This window comes from Kribbella sp. VKM Ac-2569, from assembly GCF_004216905.1.
In the GTDB taxonomy this organism is placed as follows: Bacteria; Actinomycetota; Actinomycetes; order Propionibacteriales; family Kribbellaceae; genus Kribbella.
On sequence record NZ_SGXJ01000002.1, the window covers coordinates 184,553 to 207,192 of the forward strand.

Genomic DNA, 22,640 nt, shown 5'->3' on the forward strand with positions numbered 1-22,640 from the left:
CAGTTCCAGCATTCACCATCCCGATGCGCGACCAGGCCAGGAATCGACAACCCCCGCGAGGAAGTTTCGCGACCACGTATGGTGGCCGGTATGCCCTTGACGTACCCCATCGCGGAGCAGACGCTCGACAACGGCCTCCGGGTCGTCGTGAGCTCGGATCGCGCCGTCCCGATCGTCGCCGTCAACCTCTGGTACGACGTCGGGTCGCGCCACGAACCACCGGGGCTGACCGGGTTCGCGCACCTCTTCGAGCACCTGATGTTCCAGGGGTCGCGCAACGTCGCCTCCGGTCAGCACTTCAGCCTGCTGGAGACCGCCGGCGCCAGCCTGAACGCGAGCACGTTCTTCGACCGCACCAACTACTTCGAGTCGCTGCCCAGCGGCGGTCTCGACCTCGCGCTCTGGCTCGAGGCGGACCGGATGGGCTACCTGCTCGACGCGGTCAACCAGGAGAACCTGGACAACCAGCGTGACGTGGTCAAGGAAGAGAAGCGGCAGAGCTACGACAACCGTCCGTACGGCGACTCGTACGAGCGGCTCGTCCGGCTCGCGTTCCCCGAAGGCCACCCGTACGCGCACATGACGATCGGCTCGATGGCCGACCTGGACGCCGCCTCGGTGGAGGACGTCCACGCCTTCTTCCGGAAGTACTACGGGCCGAACAACGCGGTCCTGACGATCGTCGGCGACGTGTCTACCGACGACGCGTTCGACGCCGCCAAGCGGTACTTCGGCCACCTGCCCGCGATCCCCACGCCGCCGCCGGCGCCGGACGGGACGATCGGCCCGATGACCGGCGTAGAGCGTGACGACGTGGAGTCCGACGTACCGTCCGACCTGATCACGATGATGTTCCGGCTGCCGGTCGACGGCACGCCCGAGCTGGACGCGGCCGGGCTCGCGCTCGACATCCTCGCCGCGGGGCAGAGCGGCCGGCTGAACCGGCGGCTGGTCCGCGACGAGCAGATCGCGCAGTCGGTGTCCGGTGGCGCGCTGCCGCTGATCGGCGGGGTGTCGTTCGGGACGCTGACCGGGATCGCGTCGGACGGCATCGACCTGCAGAAGGTCGAGGACGCGCTGCTCGAGGAGATCGAGAAGCTGGCCGCGGACGGTGTCACCTCGGAAGAGCTCGCCACGGTGCAGGCCCAGGCCGAGCGGGACTGGCTCGAGCAGCTGGCGACGTGCGCAGGCCGTGCCGACGAGATCTCTCATTACGCGTTGCTGTTCGGCGATGCGAACCGGATCAACACGCGCATCGACCAGGTGCAGGCCGTGACCGTCGAGCAGGTGCAGGCCGCCGCGCAGAAGTGGATCCGCGCCGAGGGGCGTGTGCAGGTCACGTACCGCCGCAGCGAGTCGGGAGACCAAGAATGAGCCAGGTTCTGACCACCCCGCCGGCCGTCGGCGCGCCGCGTCCGTGGAAGTTCCCGGAGGCGGTCACCACGCGGACCAGCGTCGGCGCACCGGTGCACGTCTTCGACCGTCCGGGGCAGTACGTCGCCACCGTCCGGGTCACGATCGCGATGCCGCTGATCGCCGAACCGCGGGAGCTCGAAGGTGTCGCGACGATCATGTCGCGGACGCTCGACGAGGGCACCGAGCTGCATTCGGCCAACGAGTTCGCCGCCGCGCTCGAACGGCACGGAGCGGCGTACGGCGTCGATGTCAGCTCGGACGCGCTGCACGTGGAGATCTCTGTGCCGGTGTCGCACCTCGCGCCGGCGGTCGAGCTGCTCGCCGAGGCGATCACGCGGCCCGCGTTCAACCAGGCCGATGTCGGGCGGCACGTGACGATCCGGCTCGGCGAGATCAACCAGGAGCGGGCCAACGCCGGATACCGGGCGCGTGAGGCGTTCGCGGCGCATCTGTTCGACGCGTCGACGCGGCGATCCCGGCCGACCGCGGGCCGGCCGGACACGATCCGTCCGCTGACGAACGTCGAGGTTGCCGACTTCTACCGGAACAACATCGGCCCGGAGCGGGCGGAGATCCTGTTCGCCGGCGACGCGACCGGTGTGGATGTCGCCGGCATCATCGACGCGGCCTTCAGCAACTGGACGTCGTCCGCCGGTACTGCGCTGGAGACGCCGGAGCCGATCTACCTTCCGGGCAACCGGGTCGTGCTGGTCGATCGGCCGGGCTCAGTGCAGAGCCAGCTGCTGATCGGTTGCGCCGGTCCGGACCGGCGGGACCCGGCGTGGGGTGCGGCCGCGGTCGCGAACCACGTCGTCGGCGGGACGATCACCTCCCGGGTCGACACCGTGCTGCGCGAGGAGAAGGGGTACACGTACGGGACGCGGACCAGCTTCGCGGCTCCCCGCAAGGGCGGGACCTTCAGCCTCGGAGGCGCCGTACGGACCGAGGTGACCGGCGCCGCGATCGGTGACGCGCTGCGGATCCTGCGGGAGGCCCGCGACGGTCTCACCGAGCAGGAGGTGCAGGAGGCGAAGGACAGCCTGATCCGCACCGCGCCGCTGCGCTACGAGCAGGCCGATTCCGTGGCCCAACAGGTCGGCAGCAACATCGCGAACGGCGTACCGGTCGACTTCGCCGACACGTACCTGACGAAGATCGCCGCCACCACGGCAGCCGAGGCGACCGACGCCTACCGCCGGTACGTCGACACCGACGGCCTGCTCGTGGTCGTGGTCGGAGAAGCCAAGGACGTACGTCCCCAGCTCGAATCCCTCGACCTGGGCGACCTGATCGAGCTCAGCTGATCTCTTCGGGCTGATCGGGCCCCGCTGCCCCGGCACGGTGGGGCAGCGGGGACCGCCCGGTCAGCGGCTGATGTAGTTGGAGAGTTGTTCGGTCTCGAACTCGAGTTCGCCGATCCGGGACTTGACCACGTCACCGATGCTGACCAGACCGGCAAGGTTGCCGTCGACAACGACCGGGACGTGCCGGATCCGGCGGTCGGTCATCAGCCGCATCAGGTTGTCGATCAGGTCGTCCGGCGTGCAGGTGTGTACCTCCGACGTCATGATCGCGCTGACCCGGACCTCGCCCGCGTCCGGCGTACCGTTCCAGAGCCGGACGACGTCGCGCTCGGAGACGATGCCGTCCACCGACGCTCCGTCCGCGCTGACCACGACCGCACCGATGTTGCGTTCGGCCAGCAGCGAGAGCAGCTCGGTGACAGTGGCTTCTGGGGAGATGGTGACGACCTGGTTGCCCTTACCGCGCAGTACGTCATTGATCTTCACGGAGCCTCCTGCAAGTTCGAAGGACCAATACCCCAAGGTACCGGCATTCCCCCGGTCACCCCCAGTGACAACGACGGACAACCGCCCACCCCGGGACCGCACGCTTGCCGCGTTTAGCTGTTTGAACGCTCAAGTGGGGCTTCGGGGGTGGTTCTCCGGCCGTTCGCTACTTAGGGTGATCGCAGAGCGTGTGCGCGGAGGGGTGCACATGGTCGGTCGGGAGGGTACCGATCGTGGGGGCGGTGAAGAGGGGGGATCGCCCGCACGGTCGGCACCTCCTAGCTAGCGTTCGTCGCGGAGCAGGTCGATGGCAGCTTGGCGGTCCTTGACCCGGAGTTTGCGCAGTACGGACGAGATGTGGACGCGGACCGTCGTCGGTGAGAGGAACAGCCGCTTGGCGACCTCCTCGGTCGTGAGGCCTTCGCCGAGCAGGCCCATCACCTCCCACTCGCGAGACGTCAGCAGCGCCGCCTTCGTCCGCCGTACCGTCCGCCGGCGCCCCGGTTCCCGGAACTCGTCGAGGATGCGCGCGACCAGCGATCGCGGGATCGCCGCCTCACCCGACAGCACGCCACGCAACGCTGCCGGCAATCGGACGGGATCGGTGTCCTTCAGCAGATAGCCGGAGGCGCCCGCGCGGAGCGAGTCGAACAGGTCGTTGTCGTCGCGGGACACGGTGAGCATCACGATCGCGATCTCCGGCAGCAGCCGGGAGAGCTCCGCGGCCGCCCGGATTCCGCCGCCGGGCATGTGGATGTCGAGCAGTACGACGTCCGGCCGGTGCTCCTCGGCGAACCGGACGGCCTGCGGCCCGTTGCCCGCCTCGGCGCAGACCTCGAAACCGCCCGCCTCCAGGGCCTGCCGGATGTGCGCCCGGAGCTGCGGGTGGTCGTCCGCGATCACAACCCGGCGCGGTTCCGCGTTCACCACCTGACCACCACTGTCGTCCCCTCGTCCGGCCGCGACGTCAGTTCGAAGATCCCGGGCAACGCCTCCGCCCGTTCGCGCATGCTGATCAATCCGAACCCGGTCCGCGATCCCCCCGGGTCGAACCCGGCCCCGTTGTCGGAGATCCGCAGCCTGCTCCCCTCGTAGTCACGGCCCAGCTCGACCCTGACCCGATCCACCTTGCCATGCCGGACCGCGTTGAGGACGGCTTCCCGGGCGATTCGGACCAGGGAGTGCCGCTGCGCCCGGTCGACCACGATCGACTCGTCGAGTTCGAGATCCAGCGTCACGCCGTACCGCTGGGCCAACTGGTCGATCGCCCGGTGCAGCACGAGACCGAGCGGCTCGTCGTCCGACCGTCCGAGTGCCTCCAGCATCTGCCGCGCCTCGTCCAGCGCGCGGTCGCTGGCGCCGAGGATCCGCTCGACCCGTTGGCGATCCGCGACCGTGAAGGCCGAGATCTCGGAGCGGATGTAGCCGAGCTCCTGCAGTACGCCGTCGTGCATCTCGCGAGCGAGCCGTCGCCGGTCCTCGACCACCGCAGCCTCCGCCTGCAGCGCCCAGTGCCGGCTGATCTCGCGGCCCGCGGCGATGAGCAGCAGGAGGTACGACGCGGTGCGCAACACGCTGCCGGAGTACAGCCAGTTCTCACGGGACGGCGGGAAGATCAGGTAGTTCAAACGCGCGAACGCGCCCACCGCGCAGGCCGGACCGAGCCAACGCAGCAGTACGTCGTCCCGGCTGCGAGCCTGCATGGTGAACCCGACTGCCGCCACCGCGAAGCAGGTGAACGTCACGAGCTGCGGGACCAGGGGCGCGTTCGTGGTGGAGAACTCCGGCAGCGAATCCTTCCGCCAGTACAGGATCACGCTGATCACGAGCATCACCGCGATGACCGGCGCCAACGCCCAGTGCCGCCAGCCGCGCCGACGTGCCTGACGGTCCGGGACGAGGGCCGATGCGGCGATCAGCAGCGTCCCGACGATCCGCAGACCCGGCGGCAGCCAGTTGCCGAACGCGCCGATCGGCTCGTTCTTGGCGAGCGTGACACTCAGGAGCGCGTTCGCCGTACCGAGAACAACCAGCCCCTGCAGCAGCAGAAGATCCTGCCAGGTGTTGGTACGCCGGAATCGTCCGTAGACCAGGTACGCGAGCAGCAGCGAGACGCACGCGTCGACGGTCTCGAGCACGAGGTACGCCGCCGCGCTCTGGTACCCGAACTCGCGCTCCCACCGCCCCACCGCGACAGCCGCCGCAGCCAACACAACCACGAGCAGCGCGAGCGCCACACTTCCCCGCGCCGCCCAAAAACCACCCAGACGACCCCTCACAGCTACAGACCGTACTCCCGGACCATCCACCGGACCGTGGCGTTCCGGAAACAAATCGTCACTACGCGGCAGGAAAGTTCCGCAGATCGCTGCTCCCCGCCTTGGATAGGATCGCGAAGTTTGGGAGAGGGGTGGCGGGGGTGGGGTTTCGGCAGGATCTGGCCGTGCTGCGGCACCGGGACGTCCGGGTCTTCGTGTCGGCGCGGTTCATCTCGATCCTCGGATCGGCGATCGCTCCGGTCGCGCTGGTGTTCGCCGTACTGGACGTGTCGCATTCGGCCGGTGCGGTCGGGACCGTGCTGGCGGCGCGGAGCATCCCGAACATCGTGTTCCTGCTGATCGGCGGCGTGATCGCCGATCGCCTGCCCCGGCATCTGGTCCTCGTCGCGGCCAACACGATCAGCGGACTCACCCAGGGGCTGGCCGCGACGCTCGTCCTCACCGGGCACGCGACGATCTGGCAGCTCGCGGCGATCGAGGCGGTGAACGGGGTGGCGGCCGCGTTCGTGATGCCCGCGATGACCGGGATCCTGCCGTCGATCGTGGACCGGGCCGAGCTCCCCCAGGCCAACGCGATCTCCGGATTCGCACGCTCGGCGGCGATGATTGGCGGCGGTGCGGTCGCCGGTGTGATCGTCGGGCTGACCGGTCCGGGAGTCGGGCTCGCGGTGGACGGCCTGACGTTCCTGATCGCTGCGCTGTTGCTGTTCCGCCTGACGATCCCGCGGATCGAGCGGGCGGCGAGCTCGGTCCTGACCGATCTCCGGGAAGGCTGGAAGGAGTTCGCGTCCCGGCAGTGGGTCTGGGTGATCGTGCTCGCGTTCGCCCTGCTCAACCTGATCTATACGGCCTGCTACCAGGTCCTCGGCCCGGTGATCGCGGACCGCACCTTCGGCCGGGCCGGCTGGGGTCTGGTCAGTGCCTGCTTCGGCGCCGGACTCATCACCAGCGGCCTCATCATGCTCCGCCTCAAACCACGCCGCCCGCTCCGCACCGGGATGCTCGGCATGCTCCTCACTGTCCCCGTGATGCTGTGCCTGGCGCTGCTCCCCCAGCTCTGGGCGATGGCGATCGCGGCGTTCGTCCTCGGGGTCGGCTTCGACATCTTCGGGATCAGCTGGGAGACCGCACTCGGCCAGCACATCCCGATCGACAAGCTGTCGCGCGTGTCGTCGTACGACATGCTCGGCTCCTTCATCGCCGGCCCCGTCGGCCAACTCACCGTCGGGTACGTCGCCGTATCGATCAGCGCAAAAGCCGTCGAACTGTACGGCGCCGCACTGTTCGTCCTGATCACCCTCATCACGCTTGTGGTCCCGTCGGTGTGGAACCTGCGCCGCCTGGAAGCCTGACCTTTGGTGGGTAGGCGTCCGCGATGCTGGGTTTGCGCATCTGATCTCGGTCGCGAACCCTGAACCTCGGACGCCCACCCACCAGATGCGTAGGGTGGGCGTGTGAGCTCAATCGTTCCGGGACCTCAGAAGAAGATCGGCGAGGAGATCGACGCGGCGCGCTCCGGCGCCAAGCCGCTCGACCCCAGCGCGCTCAACGCGTCGGCGCCCCGTCAGGAACAGCTGACCGGTCTCGACGACTGGCCGGAGTCGCTGCGCGCGGCCGTCGAGGCGGAGCACGCACGCGTCGCCGCGCTCGACTCGAACCGCCGCCGGACGGCCGACAAGGCCGTACCCGAGCTTGTCCACTGCCTCGACACGCTCCTGGACGAGATCGCCGACCGCCTCCAGTCCGACAAGCCCCGCCTGTTCGGCAAGTCAACTCCATCGACTGAGCCGTCGGAGGACGTCGCGGAGCTCCTGGGCATCCCGGCCGACGAACTCGACCAGCCGTCAGGCCGCGGCGAACACCGTACGGCGCTCCGCACCATCAAACAGCTCCGTGGGCAGTTGAAGGACCTGGAGACGACCCCCGACCACTCCCGCCTGACCCGCCTGGCGACCTTCATCATCCGCCTGGCCGTGGTAGTCGACGCCGCCCCGGAATCCGCCGGCACCTTGGCCCCGATCGCCCTCTCCCGCTTCACCCAAGGCATCTCCGACTTCCAATGGGAAACCCCCTTCGCCGACAAACTAACCTCCTGGCAGCAAACCCGAACCACCCTCAGCCCTTGATTGCTCCGCCTAGCGCGAAGGCGCCGCCGAGTTTGCGGCTGAGGAGGAGGTAGAGGAGGAGTACGGGCGTGGTGTAGATGAGGGAGTACGCCGCCAGCTGCCCGTAGTTCGGTTCGCCGTACTGGCCGAAGAACGTGAAGATGCTGACCGACGCCGGCAACCGCTCAGGCGACAGCAGCAGCATGAACGGGACGAAGAAGTTCCCCCACATGCCGATGAAGGTGAAGATCAGCACGACCGCGATCCCCGGCCACATCAACGGCAGCACGATCGCCCGCAGCGCGCGCATGTTCCCGGCGCCGTCGACCCACGCCGCTTCCTCGAGCGAGATCGGTACGCCGTCCATGAACGTCTTCGTCAGCCAGATCGCGAACGGCAACGCACTCGTCGCCATGAACATGATCGTGCCGCCGAGCGTGTCGACCAGGTTCAGCTGCACGAACAACCCGTAGACCGGCACCATCACCGCGGTGATCGGCAGCCCGGTGCAGAACAGCACGGTGAGCAAGAACGGCCGGTTGAACCGCGTCCGGAACCGCGACAACGGGTACGCCGCCAGCACCGCGCAGATCATCGTCAGCAACGCGGCCCCGCCGCACAGAATGATGCCGTTCAGCACCGGCCGGTACGTCGTGTCGGTGTTCAGCACCGCCTTGAAGTTCCCGAGCGTCGGATGCGTCGGGAACTCGACCCGCAGCCCCGCGGTCCGGTTGATCGACGCGAACAACACCCACAGCAGCGGAAGCACGAACAGTACGCCGATGGCCAGCAGGACCAGGTTCGATGCCAGCTTGCTCATCTTGTCGCGGGCGATCATGGGGCCTCCCGGTCTGGACTGAGGAGCGCAGGGAGCGAAGCGACCGGAGCGACGAGGGAAGACCGGGAGCAACAGCCCCATGATCTGTCGCGACGGAGTCGCGCCATGTGCACTGTCATGCGGCCTCCGAGTTCAGTCCACGCAGGTAGATCAGCGAGAAGACCGCGCCGATCGCCAGCATCACCAACGCGATCGCCGTACCGTAGCCGATCTGGGAGAAGCTGAACGCCTGCTCGTACATGTACAGCGGCAACGTCTGGCTCTTGGTTCCCGGGCCGCCGCGGGTCATCGCGAAGATCAGGCCGAACACGCTCAGCGTCTGCAGCGTGATCAGCATCAGGTTGGTCATGATCGCGCGGGTGATCATCGGCAGCGTCACGAACAACAGCCGCCGCCAGCCGCCCGCGCCGTCCATCTCGGCGGATTCCTCGATCTCCTTGGGAATCTCGCTCAGGGCGGCCGAGTACACCAGCATCGAGAACGCCGTACCGCGCCAGATGTTGGCCAGCGAGACCGCGATGATCGGTGCCGCGTACAACCAGTCCTGACCGGGCAGGCCGACCGCGTGCAGCATCACGTTCAGCGTGCCGTCGTCGTTGAAGAACGCGCTCAGCAGGTACGCCGCGACCACCTCGGGCAGCACCCACGCGCCGATCACCGCCGTACCGACGAAGTTCCGGACGACCTTCGTGGACTTCCGCATCAGCAGCGCGAGGCCGAGGCCGAGCGTGTTCTGCCCGATGATCGCGGAGATCAGCGTGAACACCAGCGTCAGCCAGATCGCGTTCGTGAACGCGCCGCTGCCGAACGCCTTGCGGAAGTTGTCCAGGCCGACGAACTTCACGTTCGCGGCGCCGGTTCCGGTCAACGCCATGTTGGTGAACGCGGCGTACACGCAGTAGAGGATCGGGCCGGCCAGGAAGACCAGCATCAGTCCGATGGCCGGCGAGAGCGGCAGCATCCGGATCAGGTTGGCGGCCCGCGGTTTCCCGCTCCCTCCGGACTTCTTGCCGGAGGGGGCGGGAGTGGAGGCCGTGGGGGCGACAGTCGTCGTCACAGGCAAGGTTCCTTCGTCGGTTCGGCTACTGGCCCGAAGTCGTCTTGTCCTTGCCGACAATGCCTTCGACCGCTTCGTCGTAGTTCTTGGCGGCCTTGTCCGGCGAGGACTGCCCGGTCATCACCGCCTCCATCGCGGTGATGATCTCGTTGGAGACCTTCGGGTACTCCGCGTACGCCGGCCGGTACACGGTCACCGACACCAGATCGGTGAAGAACTTCGTGCTCTTCGACGAGTTCTTGTACCCGGGGTCGTCGGCGACGTCTTTGCGGACCGCGATCTGGGCGCCGTCGGTCGCGTACTTGGTCGCGTTCTTCTGCGTCTGCAGGGTCTTGATCAGGTTCCAGGCCGCATCCGGGTTCTTGGACTTGGCCGGGATCGCCCAGGTCCAGCCGCCGGAGAGGCTGACCTTGCCCTTGCCGCCGCCGTCCTGGGTCGGCATCGCGGTCTGGCCCATCACCTCGCTCCACTGCGGCCACGGCTTCGCACCGGTCTTCTGCCAGTCCCCGTATTTCCACGAGCCGTCCAGCGCGATCGCCAGCTTGCCGCCGGGCAGCATTTCGGTGCTGACCTTGCTGCCCATATTCGGGTCGAGCGCCTGCTTCGGCGTCGGCGCAAGGCCTTCGCCGTAGATGGTCTTGATGAAGTTCAGCGAGTCCTTGAAGCCCTGGCTGCCGACGACCCACTTCTGCTGGTCGTTGTTGTACAGCGTGTCCTTGGTGCCGTAGAGCAGCATCTCGAAGCCCTGCATCGCGGACGCTTCACCCATCGGCTTGCCCGAGTAGACGTTCAGCGGGATGACACCGGGCAGCTTCTGCTTGATCGTCCGGGCGGCGCTGAGCACGTCGTCCCAGGTCTTCGGCTGCCAGTCCTCCGGCAGGCCGGCCTTCGCGAACAGCTGACGGTTGTACCAGAGTGCGCGCGTGTCGGTGCCGTCCGGGACGCCGTACGTCTTACCGTCGAGCGCCTTCGCCGCGCCCTTGGCGGTGTCCTGGAACTGGCTCCACTGGTCCCACTTGTTGATGTAGTCGTCCAGCGGCTTCAGGTACCCCGCGGTGATGTCGGAGTTGATCAGGAAGGTGTCCTCGTAGACCACGTCCGGTGCGGTGTTCGGCGACCGCATCATCAGCTGCAGCTTGGTGTAGTAGTCGTTCTCCGAGGCAACGATCGGCAGGATCTCGACCGTCGAGCCGGGGTTCGCCGCCTCGTACTCCGTCTTCACACCGGCGAGGAAGTTCTTCATCACCGTGCCCGGGCCCCACTGCTGGTACGCGATCTTGATGTGCGCCGGACCCGAGCTCTGCGAACTGCCGGCGTCCGGCTGCTTGGTCGTCGAGCCCTGGCTGCAGGCCGTGACCGCCAGCAGCAGCGCGCCGGCCACCGCGGCCAGTTTGAAACGTTTCCTAGACATCATTCAGGTCCACCTTCTGGCAATCGTTGTCATGCCGGTACCACGACCCAAACCCTGCGGGCTTTCTCGCGACCGTAGGAGGCCAGAACGGCCGAAGTCAATGCTTGACAGACAACGTTGTCGCCCCAGTCACGCGGTAACGCGGCGACCGGAACGTAACGATCCGGTCACCGCGTTGTCATACCCCTACTTTGTCAGGCGGCGACGGCGGACGCCTCATGACGAGCATGTACGGCGCGTCCCCGCGAGCGCAGTGCGCCGAGCCCGCAGAGCACCACTCCGGCGAGTAACCAGCACGTCAGTACGACGAGTGGCCGGGCAGCGCCGGCGCCGTCGAAGAAGCTCACCGAGCGCAACGCCGTACCGGCTGCTCCGGGCGGCAGGAGCTGACCCAGCGTGCCCCATCCGCTCGGCAGCATCTCGGGCGCGCTCGTCATCCCGGAGAGCGGGTTGCCGAGCAGCATCATCACGGCGCCGCCGAGTGCGAGTCCCGCCGTACCGAGCAGCCACTCGAGGCCGAGCAGCGTGAGACTGATGGCCGCGATCGACATCGCGATGACACCCGCGTTGCCGAGGTAGCTGCCCTCGAACGAGCCGAGCCAGTACTGCAGTACGGCGGCCAGCGCGAGCCCACCGGTGACCCCGAAAGTGATCGCGCCGATCATCCGCTTCGCACCGGATCGCACCAACTGGGTGAGCGCGGCGGCGGCGATGATCCCGCCGAGCACGAGCGGCAATGCGGCGGCAGCGAGTCCGGCACCGCGCGGATCGTCCTTCGGCAGCGGCACGATGTCAGTCACCTTCGCCGGATTCTCCGGCGACATCCGGGCGGACAACTGCGTCAGGACCTGCGCGATGGCGGGACCGCCCGCGGACGCGGTCAGTACTTCGGGCTGCGCCGCGTCCAGCACAATCGCGCCGTACGCGTCCCGGTCCTCGATCCGCTGCACCGCCGCCTGCCGATCCGGTACGGCGGTGATCTCGAAGCCACCGGGCATCGCCTGCTCGAGCCCGGCCTTGATCTGCGCGACCGCCGGCGTCGGGCCGGACACCGCGAGCGGGACGTTCCGCGGTTCGGAGCGCGCGGACGGCCACGCGAAGGCGATCAGGAACACCGTGAGGACCGCGGTCAGCAGCGTGATGACGGCGATCAGGGGCGGCCGGCGACGTTCGGCCGCGTGCGCCTCAGTGGTCATGGCTGGTACTCCCTCGGGCATTAAAACCGAATGATCGTTCTTTATATGTCCGAGCCTGGCAACGGCCCGGCGACTTGTCAAGAACGGACATTCGTTTTATGTTTCGAACGTGCCCAAGGTCACCGAGGAACACCGCCTGGCCCGCCGTGCGCAGATCGTCGCGGCGGCCCGTACCTGCGTGAGCGGGGAGGGCTTCCACAAGACGACGATGGCGGACGTGATCCGCGAGTCCGGACTGTCCGCGGGCGCCGTCTACGGGTACTTCAAGAGCAAGGAAGAGATCGTCGCGGCGATCGCCGAGGACGCGCTCAGCACCGTGGACGAGGTCTTCCAGAAGATCCTCGCCACCGAAGCGCCACTGACACCCCTGATGGCTCTGGAGACAGCGCTCGATCACGTGGTCGAGGTGGCCGAACGACCCGGCGGCGACGTCACCCGGGTCGGTGTCCAGGCCTGGGCCGAGGCGTTGCACAACCCGGCGATCATGACCACCGCCTGCGGCAAGTACACCCAACTGCGGGACCGGTTCGAGGAAGTCGCCCGCCGCGCCCAGGCCGACGGCACGATCGACGCCGACGTCGATCCCCGGCACGTCGCCCAGGTCCTTTTCGGCCTGATCCCGGGCTTCATCCTGCAGCGGCTCATCATGGGTGACGTCACCCCCTCGACCTTCACTGCCGGCCTCCGCGCCCTCCTCCGCCCCTAGGTGGGGTTTCGTCCACCATCAGGGGTGGCTCAGCACCATGGGTTGGTACGTCGCTGATCCGTAGCGTCAGCGGCATGAAGAAACGGACGCAGGAAGCAGTCGACGGGACCGGGTACTCGGTCGTCCTGCAGGAGGTACGACGGGTCTACGGCCGTGGCGGGAACGCCGTCACCGCCCTCGACGGGATCTCGATGAAGTTCGCCCCCGGCACGTTCACCGCGGTGATGGGTCCGTCTGGATCGGGCAAGAGCACTTTCCTGCACTGTGCCGCGGGACTCGACCGGCCGACCTCCGGCAGTGTCTCCATCGACGGCCAGCCGCTCGCCGGACTCAGCGAGCGCAGGCTGACCGAGCTCCGGCGGGAGCGGATCGGCTTCGTGTTCCAGTCCTTCAACCTGCTGCCCGCACTGACCGTCTGGCAGAACGTCTGCCTGCCGCAGGAGCTCGACGGGCGCCGCGTGAACAAGGCCGCCGTACGCCAGGTGCTGGAGCGCGTCGGTCTCGCCGACCGGTCCAAGAACCGCCCGGGCGAGCTGTCCGGCGGCCAGCAGCAGCGGGTCGCGATCGCCCGCGCGCTCGTCGCCCGGCCGGCCGTGATCTTCGCCGACGAGCCGACCGGCGCCCTCGACACCCAGACCGCTGCCGACGTCCTCGAACTCCTGCGCGAGCCGGTGCGCACCCAGGGCCAGACGGTCGTCATGGTCACCCACGACCCGGTCGCCGCGTCGTACGCCGACCAGGTGGTCTTCCTCGCCGACGGCGCACTCGCCGGCAGCCTGACCGCCCCGACCGCCGAATCTGTCGCCGACCGGATGACCCACCTCGGCGCACGCTCGACCCTGCAGGCGGTGGCGGGATGATGCGCCTCGCCGTCCGCACCTTGCGCCATCGCAAGAGCGGATTCATCGCCACGTTCATCGCGGTCGTCTTCGGTACGGCGATCGTGATGGCCTGTGGCGGCCTGATGGAGACCGGCATCCGCTCCAACGTGGAGCCGCAACGTCTCGCGGGCGCGTCGCTCGTTGTCACCGGCAATCAGTCCCACCACCGCCCCGGCGTTGAAGATGCCACTCCCCTGACGGAACGCGTCGGCGTACCTGTCGACCTGCTCGCCAAGATCCGTTCTGTACAAGGCGTTTCGTCTGCTGTGGGCGACTACACCTTCACTGCCGTCGGATCTTCGATTGCTGAGGGCCACAACTGGTCAGGCGCTTCCCTCGCTCCCTATCACCTGAGTGCTGGACGCGCGCCGCGGTCCGGCGAGGTCGTCGTTTCATCCGGGAAGCCGGGCGAGCAGCTGACCCTCCTGATCAACGGCGAGCCGAAGACCTTCACCATCAGCGGCATCGCCCCACAAGCGGCCAGCCACGCCTTCTTCTCCGACCACGACGCCGCGCAACTCGTCCGCAACCCGGCCCGTTTCGCCGATGTCGGCGTACTGGTTGCTCCTGGCACCGATATCTCCGCGGTCAAGGAACGACTGGAGGAGGTCGACGGGAACCTGGCCGTCCGTGCGGGTGTCGACCGCGGCCTGGCGGAACACCCCGACGCCGAATCACACCGTACGGCGTTGATCGCGATCGCCGGCTCGTTCGGCGGGATCGCGACGATGACGATGATGTTCGTGGTCGCGTCCACGCTGGCGCTCGCGGCGCAGCACCGGGAGCGGGAGTTCGCGCTGCTTCGCGGGATCGGTACGACGCCCGGCCAGGTACGGCGGATGATCCTCGGCGAGGCGCTCATGGTCGCGCTGCCGGCCGTCGTGCTCGGATGCCTTCCCGGGATCTTCCTCGGCCAGTTCCTCTTCGATCAGCTCAGTGCGCACGGCGTCGCGTCGCCGGTGATCGAGTTCTCGCAGGGGTGGATCCCGTTCGGGGCGGGCGCCGGTGCGGCGGTCCTCGCGGCGATCGGCGCGGGGCTGATCGCGGCGCGGAAGTCGGCGAAGATCAAGCCGGTCGAGGCTCTCGTCGAGGCGTCGTTGCAGCGGAAGTGGTTCAGCTGGATCCGGTTGCTGTTCGGCGTCCTGTTCCTCGGTGGCGGAATGGCGTTGCTGATCGTCACCGCGACGGTGATGTCCGGGCCGCTCGCCGCCTCGACGGCGGGTCCGTCCATCCTCTGCTGGGCGATCGGCGTCGCGGTGCTCGGGCCGTTCTGGACCAAGGCGGTGCTGGGGATCTGGCGCTGGCCGGTCCAAGCTCTGACCCGAGTGAACGGCCGGCTCGCGATCCGCAACCTGTCGGCGCGTTCGGTGGCACTGTCGGCCGCGGCGATGCCGGTGATGCTTGCCGTCGGCATCTCGACCGCCAACTTGTACATGCAGACCACGCAGGTGCACGCATCCTCGGAGGCGTTCACGCGCGATCTGCGTGCGGACGCCGTACTGGTGTCGGATGCTGGTCTCTCGTCGACCGTGCTCTCGGAGGTTCGGGCCGTGCCGGGCGTGACGAGTGCTTCGGCGTTCGTACGCAGCATGGCTGCGGTCGATGATCCTCGTAATGCTCCGTTCGACGAGGAGGGTGCGCCGGTGATGGGCGTGGATGCGCAGGACGCGAACGGTACGGCGCCGGTTCGGTTGACGAGCGGATCGCTGGCCGGCTTGACCGGGTCGACCGCGGCGGTGCCGGAGTACATGGCGAACAAGACCGGCCGTGGCGTGGGCTCCGAGATCACGATGACGTTGGGCGACGGGACCACGGTGAAGTTGCGGGTGGTCGCGACATTTGCGGCCGAGCGCGGGTACGAGACGATCATCCTGCCCGCGTCGCTGGTCGCGGCGCACACGACGGACGGGTTGACGAAACAGATCCTGGTACGGGCCGATGCAGGTGCCGACGTACGACCGGGTCTGACCAAGCTCGCTGCCGCCCATCCGGGTGTCAAGGTCGCCGATCGCAGCACGCTGGTCGCCTCGAACGTCGAGGACCTGCAGACACAGGCGTGGATCAACTACATGCTCGTCGGCATGCTGATCGCCTACACCGCGGTCTCGGTCGTCAACACGCTCGTGTCCACCACCCTGCGCCGCCGCCGCGAGTTCGCTCTCCAACGGCTGACCGGCTCGACCCGCTTCCAGGTGCTCCGCATGCTGACCACCGAAAGCACCCTGGTCACCCTCACCGGCGTCACCTTGGGCACGGGAGTCGCCCTGGCCTGCCTCCTCCCGTTCTCCGCCAAGGTCTCCAACGACGCCCTCCCCACCGGCCCGATCTGGATCTACCTCGTAGTAGTAGGCGCAGCCGCACTCCTGACCTTCGCCTCAACCCTCATCCCAGCAACCACAACCCTCCGCCACTCCCCCACCCAACCCAGCTACACCGACTAGCTCTTGTGATGGGATGGGTGAATGAGGTGGTTGGCCGAGGGTTCTTCGGAGGCAGTTGCCGATGCACTGCGAGTGGTTGCTCCGAAGCTGAGCGGGCACGAGGTTGTCGTTCGGGAGACGCTGGGCGAGGAGGATCCACAGTGGTGGGCCGCCAGCGCGATGGTCGGGGACCAGTACGTCGCGAAGTTCGCGTGGTCGCAGCCCGCAGCACTCCGGGTTGCGCACGAGATCGACGTACTGGCAGCACTGGCGAACGAACCTGGTGTTCCGTTCCTCCCGGAGGTCATTGCCAGCAGCACCGATCCGGTGCTGCTGGTGACCAGGCGCGTTCCCGGTACGGCGTTGTTCGACATCGCTGACTCGATCGACCGTGATCATGCCGGCCGGCAGCTCGCGATCTTTCTGGCCGGCCTGCACCAAGCCTTCGAGCGGGTCGAGCACCTCGTCGGCGGCCTTCAGCCCGTACTGCTACCACCCGCGACCACTCAGACGATCCGTGCCGGCATCGGGCCGTGGATCCGGCCGGATCAGGTCGATTCGGTGACGCGCTGGTGCGATTGGGCCGACAACGTCCTCGCGTCGCCGGGATCGACCGTCCTGGCGCACGGCGACTTCCATGGTGGGAACCAGGTCTGGCAGGGCGATGAGCTCCGCGTGGTGATCGACTTCGAAACGGTCGGGACGGCCGAGCCGGAGTACGACCTCCGCACCTTCCCGGGGACCGGGCCCGGCGTCGAACTCTTGCAGGCGACCTTGCACCACTACCAACAGATCACCGGCCACGACCTGTCTCCTGAACGCGCCATGGCCTGGCATCTGCGCACCGCGCTCGGCGACGCTCTGTGGCGGAGCGAAGCCGGCGTACCGCTCCCGGATCACCGAACGCCAATTGCCTGGGTCGACGACCTAGCCGCCCGCTTCAGCGCTCTCCGCATCGACATGTGAGGAGCCAGAGTGCGCTAGCGGGCAGGGGTTGGTTCGGCGACTGGCTGGAGGGCGATTGTGGTGGCCTGGACGATGCCCGCGTTGTCGCGGATCCAGCCCGACAGCACGACCTGGAGGTCTTCGAGGTCGCGCTCCTCCAGAATCACCCCGGGCACAGGGACGCTCGCGCCCAGCTCGGCCAGCACCGGACGAATGTGCTGATCGGCCAGCAGCTTGTGACTCGGCGCCGCCGACACCGTCACCGGAACGACCACGGAGCCCGCCAAGGCGGAAGGCCGCAGTACGTCGAGGAAGCTCTTCAGCAGCCCGGTGTAGCTGCCTTTGTAGACCGGCGTCGCGACGACGATCACCGACGCCGACGACACCAGATCGACCGCGCTCTCCAGCGCCGCCTGCGCCTCGGCACCGGCTTGCTCGCCCTGGAAGATGGCCGGGGCGATCGTCACCAGATCGATCAGCTCGTCGATCCGGTACGGCGTACCGAGCTCGGAAGCGAGCAGCTCCGCGACGGACGCCGCGGCGGCCGCTGTCCGCGACCCGGCCCGCGGATTGCCCACCAGCGTGACCACCGACTGCGGCCAGACCGGCGGCTCTTGCGCACCTTGGGGCACGACCTGCGACTCGAACGCGACTGACGGCATCTGACCCATCTCCTGAAAACCTCGACGGCAACTCCCTCGAGCGTAGTGAAAGTCGAGCCGCTTACTGGACTTTCTCAGCATCCGAACGCCGGGCCCGGAGCTTCGCCACGACGAACCACGCGGCCGCGCCCACCACAGCGGCGATCACGACCTTCTGGAACACCCCCACTGACGACTCCACCAGATGCCACCGCTCGCCGAGCTGGTAGCCGGCCAGGATCAGCAACGAGTTCCACACCAGGCTCCCGACGGCCGTCAGCGCGAGGAACAACACGACCGGCATCCGCTCGACCCCGGCCGGCACCGAGATCAGGCTGCGTACCACCGGAACCAGCCGCCCGATCAGCACCGCCTTCGCGCCGTGCCGGGCGAACCAGTCCTCGGCCTTGTCGACGTCCCGCAGCTTCACCAGCGGCAGCTTCCCGGCGAGCGCCCGCGTCCGGTCCCGCCCGAGCGCCGCGCCCACGCCGTACAGCGCGAGCGCGCCCACGACCGACCCGAGCGTGGTGAACAGAATCGCGGCGACCAGGCCGAGATCACCCCGCGCCGCCGCGAACCCGGCCAGCGGCAGGATCACCTCACTCGGCAACGGCGGAAACAGGTTTTCCAACGCCACCGCAAGCCCCGCCCCCGCCGGCCCCAATCGCTCCATGAGGTCGATCGCCCACCCGGCCACCCCGCCAGTCGGCTCCTGCACCGCACCCGTCAGCACCTGATTCGTCATACCCACGAAGCTATTTCCGCGGACAAGTCCGCACACTCCAGCCACCCACCGACCCGACCTCCGGCAAACCACCGCCGCACCCTGGGGCTAACCCCCGGACGGGCATGGCGCGGCGGTGGTCCGGCGGGTGTGCGAGCCTTTCTCCATGACTGTTGAGCATGCTCCTCGGGTCGTCACCTGCTCGGATCGCACGGAGCTCGGGCGCGCTGCGAGCGCCGCTGCCGCCGAGCGGCTGAGGAAGGCGATCGCCACGACCGGGAGGGCGCGCGTCATGCTGGCCGCCGCGCCGAGCCAGACGGCCACCCTGGCCGCGCTCGCAGGCGAACCGGACCTCGACTGGAGCCGGGTCGAGTGCTTCCACATGGACGAGTACGTCGACCTGAAGCCCGATGCCCCGCAGTCGTTCCGCAACTGGCTGCGCCGGAACTTCCTGGACAAGGTGCCGCAGGCAACGTTCTACCCGCTCGCCCCCGAGGACGGGCCGGAGGCTTACGCGGAGTTGATGGGCGACGACCCGTTCGACCTCGTCCTGTTCGGCCTCGGCGTCAACGGCCACCTGGCGTTCAACGATCCGCCCGCCGATTTCAACGACCCGGAAGCCACGAAACGAGTCGCGCTCGACGAGACCAGCCGCCAACAGCAGGTCGACGAGGGCAATTTCCCGGCGCTCACCGACGTACCGACCCACGCGGTCACCGTGACCATCCCCCGCCTGCTGAACGCGCACGCGCTGATCGGTTCGGTCCCCGGATCGGTCAAACGCCAGGCCGTCCAGGACACCCTCACGCAACCGATCGGCCCCGATCACCCCGGTACGGCGCTGCGCACGCATCCCGACGTACAACTCTTCCTCGACACCGACTCAACCCCCTAGCCGACCCCCAGGTGCAGACCACCGGACGCGTCCACGACCTGTCCGGTGATCCACCGCGCCGCAGGTGACGCAAGAAACGCGACCACCTCGGCGACATCGTCGGCGCTACCCAACCGGCCGAGCGCCGTCTGCGCGACGATCAGCTCCGACAACCCGGGCGTCTCGAAGATCGCCCCGTTCGCCTCGGTCCGGGTTGCACCCGGCGCGACGGCGTTCACGGTGATGCCCCGCGCACCCAGCTCCTGCGCCAGGGTAAAAGTCATCGTCTCCAGCGCACCCTTCGTCATCGCGAACGAAGTCTGCGACGGGTTCGCCATCCGGGTCGCGACCGACGAGATCGACACGATCCGGCCGTCGTCGGACAGGATCGGCAGCAACCGCTGGATCAGGAAGTACGGCGCTCGCACGTTGACCGCCATCAACCGGTCGAACGCTGCCTCCGTGTCCGCACCGATCGGACCCGCGGGCGACGCCGCCGCGTTGTTCACGAGCACATCCAGCCGCCGGCCAGACAGCTCCGCAACCAACTGGTCGACGACGAGCTCCGCATCCCCAGGCACACCAAGCTCAGCCCCGATCACGAAACCACGACCGCCGATCCGCGAGAGCGTCTCCTCCGCACCGGCCTTGTCCTGGTGGTAGTGCACGGCCACCTCGGCCCCCGCCGCGGCCAGCCGCTCCGCGATCGCCCGCCCAATGCCCCGGGAGGCGCCTGTCACCAACGCAACCTTGCCGTTCATGTTAGAAACTATCATGTTGTTAGTATCTACCACATGAACTTGAGAGACCGCCAGCGCGCCGATACCCGGCAACGCATCCAGCGGCAGGCGCTCCGCCTGTTCACCGACCGCGGGTACGACGCGACCACGGTGAACGACGTCGCCGACGCGGCCGGCGTCTCGGCGATGACGGTCTACCGGAACTTCCCCACCAAGGAAGACCTGGTCCTGTACGACGACTTCGACCAGCTGACCGCGACCACGCTCACCGAACTGCCCGCGACGAGATCACTCACCGACCGCATCGGCCGTACCGTGCTGACCATCCTCGACCTGGCCGCCACGAACGAGCACGACCTGCTCCTCGCGCGGCTCCGGCTGATGATCTCGACCCCGGCGCTCCAGGCGCGCCACCTGGACAGCCAGTACCGGTTGCAAGAGGCGTTCGTCAGCGCGATCGACCCCTCACTGGAGTACGGCGCCCGCGCCGCCGCAAGCGCCGTACTGGGTGTGACTCACACCGCCTTACTCCGTTGGGCCGCCGGCGACGGCGAGCCCGACCTGGCCGACCTGTTCCGCGAGGCGTTCACGGCAGCATTCGGTCATGCGCCGTGACCGCAGCGATCAGGTCAGCTCGGGGACCCGTAAATGGGCGATGGCGAGCTCGAACTCACCGACGTCCAGCATCTCGGCGCCGGCGTCCTTGGCGGTCGAGGCACGCATCGAGGCCGCCGCTTCACGGCTGCCGTCCAGCGTCTCCTTGCTGTCGTAGGTGACCGACGAGACCGCCCGGCCGGACGCCCGGTCGACCAGCAGGCTCGCGCTGCAGAACCCGGCCAGATCCTCCAGCCTCGGCAGTGAGGCGAGCTTGTAGACGTCGATCGCCCGGTCCAGGTTCGCGGGGTCGACCTTCACCCAGGTCGCCCGGACGCACGCACCCGCCACCGAACGGTGGTCACGGTGCAGAACGGCGATCTCCCACTCCTGCACCATCGGACTGCCGCCGAGCTCCGCTGCGATCCGCTCCCGGACCGGCTGCAGTTCTTCGTCCGTGGCCCGCATCGCCTCCTCGGACTGCCAGGCGCTGGTCGTGATGCAGCGGCCGGACTCGCGGTCGACAAGCATGGACAGGCCGGTACAGCCGTCCATCCCCATCAGCATGGGCATCACCTCGTCGCGCACCTGCGCGACGCCGGCGTCGATCGACGCCGGGGCGGCATTGATCGTGGTGGAACGCGCGTACACGATCCACCCCCCTTACGCTCAGGGCAGCGCCGGGGCGGCGCCGCCGGACACTTCTCACCCTCCTCCCGGAACAGATGGCTGGCAAGCCCCGTCTCAGTGGTGCTCGGCCACGTCGAAGACGTTGCCTTCGGGGTCGGCCAGAGTGATCCAGTGGGTGTCGTACTCGTTGTGCTCGTCGAGCCGCTTCGCGCCCAGTCCGACCAGCCGGTCGACCTCGGCGGACCAGTCGGTGGCGGCCAGGTCGACGTGCAGGCGGTTCTTGCCGTTGCGCGGCTCCGGGACCTGGAGGAACATCAGCGTCGGCCCGGTCGCGGCCCGGTTCACGGTCGCGAAGAACTGGTTGGCCTCGGCATCGACCTCGGTCGACAGCACGCCGGCCCAGAAGGTGGCGAGCGCCTGTGCGTCGGCGCAGTCGAAGGCGATGTTCTCGAGCGTTACAGACATGGTTCAGCCTTTCAGCACAGGGATCCGCTGGATCGGCCAGCAGACCTCGGTTCGGAAGTCGGCCGGATCGGGGACGTCCCCCGGGCCGATGGGGTACAACTCACGGATCGGTCCCGGCGCCACCTCGCAGTACTCCGCGACGTGGCTGCCGAGCGCGCCGTACGTTCGGTCGAAATCTGTCATCGGGCCGGCGTGAACGGCGATCGCGAAGTACCCGCCGGGCAGGTCGACGAGTTCGACCCCGTCGGCCGGCGGCTGGTCGAGTGCCACCGGGAGGAAGGTCACCACCTCACCCGCGTCGTCGGTGAAGAACTCGTCGCTGTACGTCGCTCCCGAGGTCGCCCGGATGTCACCGGCGACCGCGCCGAGCTTCCCGAAGGCGTACTCGCACCACGGCCCGATCTCGTCCCGCACGACGTGCCCGGTCACGCCGTACGCACGGAACGGCGGGATGAACCGGTACTGCACGTCGAGGACGGGCCGGCCGGGTGTCAGCAGTTCACGCAGTGACGTGACGACGTCTCGCGTGTGGGCGAGCTCCTGCTCCATCCGCTCGAGATGAGCCCGCAACGTCTCTTCCCGGGCCGGACCGTCGGACGCCTCGACCACGGCGCGGACGTCCGGCAGCGGCATCCGCAGTTCCCGCAGCCGCCGGATCAGCAGCGCCATGTCGACCTGATCGGTGCCGTAGCGCCGATAGCCCGACGAGGCGTCGATCGCGACCGGCGCGAGCAGGCCGATGTCGTGGTAGTGGTGCAGCGTTTTCACACTCAGATGCGTCAGGCGGGAGAACTCCCCCACCGTCACCGTCGCCGTCATGCGACAAGCTTCCACCCTCCGGTAGCCGGAGGGTCAAACGCCCAGGCCATCACAATCGTCGGCCCGCGACGCGCGCCCGTGGTGGGGCGTCGTCGCGGGCCGATTGTGA

At 68.1% G+C, this 22,640-nt stretch carries 23 protein-coding genes; 10 read left to right on the forward strand and 13 right to left on the reverse strand.

Annotated features, from left to right (window positions below; all coding sequences use genetic code 11):
• Positions 1 to 90 precede the first annotated feature (90 nt).
• Positions 91 to 1,374 carry a pitrilysin family protein gene (locus EV649_RS13825; RefSeq protein WP_130383851.1) on the forward strand — a complete coding sequence of 428 codons (1,284 nt, stop codon included), beginning with the start codon at positions 91 to 93 and terminating at the stop codon, positions 1,372 to 1,374.
• Positions 1,371 to 2,720 carry a pitrilysin family protein gene (locus EV649_RS13830; RefSeq protein WP_130383852.1) on the forward strand — a complete coding sequence of 450 codons (1,350 nt, stop codon included), beginning with the start codon at positions 1,371 to 1,373 and terminating at the stop codon, positions 2,718 to 2,720. The genes EV649_RS13825 and EV649_RS13830 overlap by 4 nt, the downstream gene beginning before the upstream one ends.
• Positions 2,721 to 2,780: 60 nt before the next feature.
• Here the strand turns inward: EV649_RS13830 and EV649_RS13835 are convergent, their stop codons facing one another.
• The 3 genes from EV649_RS13835 to EV649_RS13845 all read right to left on the reverse strand — a co-directional run bounded on the left by EV649_RS13835 (position 2,781) and on the right by EV649_RS13845 (position 5,443).
• Positions 2,781 to 3,206 (reverse strand): CBS domain-containing protein, encoded by a 426-nt coding sequence (locus tag EV649_RS13835; RefSeq protein WP_130383853.1) that lies wholly within the window; start codon positions 3,204 to 3,206, stop codon positions 2,781 to 2,783.
• A 282-nt stretch (positions 3,207 to 3,488) separates the two neighbouring features.
• Positions 3,489 to 4,136, reverse strand: coding sequence for a response regulator transcription factor (locus EV649_RS13840; protein ID WP_130383854.1), 648 nt, complete (start codon positions 4,134 to 4,136; stop codon positions 3,489 to 3,491).
• Positions 4,130 to 5,443, reverse strand: coding sequence for a sensor histidine kinase (locus EV649_RS13845; protein ID WP_130383855.1), 1,314 nt, complete (start codon positions 5,441 to 5,443; stop codon positions 4,130 to 4,132). The genes EV649_RS13840 and EV649_RS13845 overlap by 7 nt, the downstream gene beginning before the upstream one ends.
• A gap of 182 nt (positions 5,444 to 5,625) precedes the next feature.
• Between EV649_RS13845 and EV649_RS13850 the strand changes: the two genes are divergently transcribed.
• Together EV649_RS13850 and EV649_RS13855 are read left to right on the forward strand one after the other, a co-directional pair.
• Positions 5,626 to 6,837, forward strand: coding sequence for an MFS transporter (locus EV649_RS13850; protein WP_130383856.1), 1,212 nt, complete (start codon positions 5,626 to 5,628; stop codon positions 6,835 to 6,837).
• A 102-nt stretch (positions 6,838 to 6,939) separates the two neighbouring features.
• Positions 6,940 to 7,611 (forward strand): hypothetical protein, encoded by a 672-nt coding sequence (locus EV649_RS13855; protein ID WP_130383857.1) that lies wholly within the window; start codon positions 6,940 to 6,942, stop codon positions 7,609 to 7,611.
• On the opposite strand, the gene EV649_RS13860 is transcribed toward EV649_RS13855, so the two are convergent.
• The 4 genes from EV649_RS13860 to EV649_RS13875 all read right to left on the reverse strand — a co-directional run bounded on the left by EV649_RS13860 (position 7,601) and on the right by EV649_RS13875 (position 12,092).
• On the reverse strand, positions 7,601 to 8,428 hold the full coding sequence (locus tag EV649_RS13860) for a carbohydrate ABC transporter permease (RefSeq protein WP_130383858.1): 828 nt from the start codon (positions 8,426 to 8,428) through the stop codon (positions 7,601 to 7,603). The genes EV649_RS13855 and EV649_RS13860 overlap by 11 nt on opposite strands.
• 115 nt (positions 8,429 to 8,543) lie before the next feature.
• A complete protein-coding gene (locus tag EV649_RS13865; protein ID WP_198682497.1) occupies positions 8,544 to 9,485 on the reverse strand; it encodes a sugar ABC transporter permease in 942 nt (313 codons plus the stop codon).
• Between the two features lie 25 nt (positions 9,486 to 9,510).
• Entirely contained in the window at positions 9,511 to 10,896 is a 1,386-nt protein-coding gene (locus EV649_RS13870; protein WP_130383859.1) for an extracellular solute-binding protein, read from the reverse strand.
• Between the two features lie 194 nt (positions 10,897 to 11,090).
• Positions 11,091 to 12,092, reverse strand: a complete 1,002-nt coding sequence (locus EV649_RS13875) for an ABC transporter permease (protein ID WP_130383860.1) — start codon at positions 12,090 to 12,092, stop codon at positions 11,091 to 11,093.
• 109 nt (positions 12,093 to 12,201) lie between these two features.
• Here EV649_RS13875 and EV649_RS13880 point away from each other — a divergent pair, with 109 nt between their 5' ends.
• The 4 genes from EV649_RS13880 to EV649_RS13895 all read left to right on the forward strand — a co-directional run bounded on the left by EV649_RS13880 (position 12,202) and on the right by EV649_RS13895 (position 17,065).
• Positions 12,202 to 12,798: a TetR/AcrR family transcriptional regulator gene (locus EV649_RS13880; RefSeq protein WP_130383861.1), complete on the forward strand. Its 597-nt coding sequence runs from the start codon at positions 12,202 to 12,204 to the stop codon at positions 12,796 to 12,798.
• A 74-nt stretch (positions 12,799 to 12,872) separates the two neighbouring features.
• Entirely contained in the window at positions 12,873 to 13,658 is a 786-nt protein-coding gene (locus EV649_RS13885) for an ABC transporter ATP-binding protein (RefSeq protein ID WP_130383862.1), read from the forward strand.
• Positions 13,655 to 16,120, forward strand: a complete 2,466-nt coding sequence (locus tag EV649_RS13890) for an ABC transporter permease (protein WP_241998176.1) — start codon at positions 13,655 to 13,657, stop codon at positions 16,118 to 16,120. Before EV649_RS13885 ends, EV649_RS13890 begins: the two co-directional genes overlap by 4 nt.
• Positions 16,121 to 16,141: 21 nt before the next feature.
• Positions 16,142 to 17,065, forward strand: coding sequence for an aminoglycoside phosphotransferase family protein (locus EV649_RS13895; RefSeq protein ID WP_130383863.1), 924 nt, complete (start codon positions 16,142 to 16,144; stop codon positions 17,063 to 17,065).
• A 14-nt stretch (positions 17,066 to 17,079) separates the two neighbouring features.
• Here EV649_RS13895 and EV649_RS13900 read toward each other — a convergent pair whose 3' ends face one another.
• A complete protein-coding gene (locus EV649_RS13900) occupies positions 17,080 to 17,706 on the reverse strand; it encodes an NAD(P)H-dependent oxidoreductase (protein WP_130383864.1) in 627 nt (208 codons plus the stop codon).
• A 61-nt stretch (positions 17,707 to 17,767) separates the two neighbouring features.
• Positions 17,768 to 18,430: a DedA family protein gene (locus EV649_RS13905; RefSeq protein ID WP_130383865.1), complete on the reverse strand. Its 663-nt coding sequence runs from the start codon at positions 18,428 to 18,430 to the stop codon at positions 17,768 to 17,770.
• Between the two features lie 145 nt (positions 18,431 to 18,575).
• Here EV649_RS13905 and EV649_RS13910 point away from each other — a divergent pair, with 145 nt between their 5' ends.
• A complete protein-coding gene (locus tag EV649_RS13910) occupies positions 18,576 to 19,304 on the forward strand; it encodes a 6-phosphogluconolactonase (RefSeq protein WP_130383866.1) in 729 nt (242 codons plus the stop codon).
• Here the strand turns inward: EV649_RS13910 and EV649_RS13915 are convergent.
• Positions 19,301 to 20,044 carry an SDR family oxidoreductase gene (locus EV649_RS13915; RefSeq protein WP_130383867.1) on the reverse strand — a complete coding sequence of 248 codons (744 nt, stop codon included), beginning with the start codon at positions 20,042 to 20,044 and terminating at the stop codon, positions 19,301 to 19,303. The two genes, EV649_RS13910 and EV649_RS13915, sit on opposite strands and share 4 nt — an antisense overlap.
• Positions 20,045 to 20,077: 33 nt before the next feature.
• Here EV649_RS13915 and EV649_RS13920 point away from each other — a divergent pair, with 33 nt between their 5' ends.
• Positions 20,078 to 20,638, forward strand: coding sequence for a TetR/AcrR family transcriptional regulator (locus EV649_RS13920; protein WP_130383868.1), 561 nt, complete (start codon positions 20,078 to 20,080; stop codon positions 20,636 to 20,638).
• 9 nt (positions 20,639 to 20,647) lie between these two features.
• On the opposite strand, the gene EV649_RS13925 is transcribed toward EV649_RS13920, so the two are convergent.
• From EV649_RS13925 to EV649_RS13935, 3 genes are all read right to left on the reverse strand, one after another.
• Complete coding sequence (locus EV649_RS13925; RefSeq protein ID WP_130383869.1) at positions 20,648 to 21,268, reverse strand: hypothetical protein; 621 nt, start codon at positions 21,266 to 21,268, stop codon at positions 20,648 to 20,650.
• Positions 21,269 to 21,361: 93 nt separating this feature from the next.
• Complete coding sequence (locus EV649_RS13930) at positions 21,362 to 21,712, reverse strand: VOC family protein (protein ID WP_130383870.1); 351 nt, start codon at positions 21,710 to 21,712, stop codon at positions 21,362 to 21,364.
• A gap of 3 nt (positions 21,713 to 21,715) precedes the next feature.
• On the reverse strand, positions 21,716 to 22,531 hold the full coding sequence (locus tag EV649_RS13935; RefSeq protein ID WP_130383871.1) for a MerR family transcriptional regulator: 816 nt from the start codon (positions 22,529 to 22,531) through the stop codon (positions 21,716 to 21,718).
• Between the last annotated feature and the right edge of the window lie 109 nt (positions 22,532 to 22,640).

Excerpts from the sequence above, each read along its gene's own strand:
- EV649_RS13890 (WP_241998176.1), top strand. The coding sequence starts at position 13,655 with ATGATGCGCCTCGCCGTCCGCACCTTGCGCCATCGCAAGAGCGGATTC.
- EV649_RS13930 (WP_130383870.1), bottom strand. The coding sequence starts at position 21,712 with ATGTCTGTAACGCTCGAGAACATCGCCTTCGACTGCGCCGACGCACAG.
- EV649_RS13910 (WP_130383866.1), top strand. The coding sequence starts at position 18,576 with ATGACTGTTGAGCATGCTCCTCGGGTCGTCACCTGCTCGGATCGCACG.
- EV649_RS13905 (WP_130383865.1), bottom strand. The coding sequence starts at position 18,430 with ATGACGAATCAGGTGCTGACGGGTGCGGTGCAGGAGCCGACTGGCGGG.
- EV649_RS13830 (WP_130383852.1), top strand. The coding sequence starts at position 1,371 with ATGAGCCAGGTTCTGACCACCCCGCCGGCCGTCGGCGCGCCGCGTCCG.
- EV649_RS13870 (WP_130383859.1), bottom strand. The coding sequence starts at position 10,896 with ATGTCTAGGAAACGTTTCAAACTGGCCGCGGTGGCCGGCGCGCTGCTG.
- EV649_RS13900 (WP_130383864.1), bottom strand. The coding sequence starts at position 17,706 with ATGCCGTCAGTCGCGTTCGAGTCGCAGGTCGTGCCCCAAGGTGCGCAA.
- EV649_RS13860 (WP_130383858.1), bottom strand. The coding sequence starts at position 8,428 with ATGATCGCCCGCGACAAGATGAGCAAGCTGGCATCGAACCTGGTCCTG.
- EV649_RS13825 (WP_130383851.1), top strand. The coding sequence starts at position 91 with ATGCCCTTGACGTACCCCATCGCGGAGCAGACGCTCGACAACGGCCTC.
- EV649_RS13875 (WP_130383860.1), bottom strand. The coding sequence starts at position 12,092 with ATGACCACTGAGGCGCACGCGGCCGAACGTCGCCGGCCGCCCCTGATC.
- EV649_RS13920 (WP_130383868.1), top strand. The coding sequence starts at position 20,078 with ATGAACTTGAGAGACCGCCAGCGCGCCGATACCCGGCAACGCATCCAG.
- EV649_RS13935 (WP_130383871.1), bottom strand. The coding sequence starts at position 22,531 with ATGACGGCGACGGTGACGGTGGGGGAGTTCTCCCGCCTGACGCATCTG.
- EV649_RS13915 (WP_130383867.1), bottom strand. The coding sequence starts at position 20,044 with ATGAACGGCAAGGTTGCGTTGGTGACAGGCGCCTCCCGGGGCATTGGG.
- EV649_RS13885 (WP_130383862.1), top strand. The coding sequence starts at position 12,873 with ATGAAGAAACGGACGCAGGAAGCAGTCGACGGGACCGGGTACTCGGTC.
- EV649_RS13895 (WP_130383863.1), top strand. The coding sequence starts at position 16,142 with ATGAGGTGGTTGGCCGAGGGTTCTTCGGAGGCAGTTGCCGATGCACTG.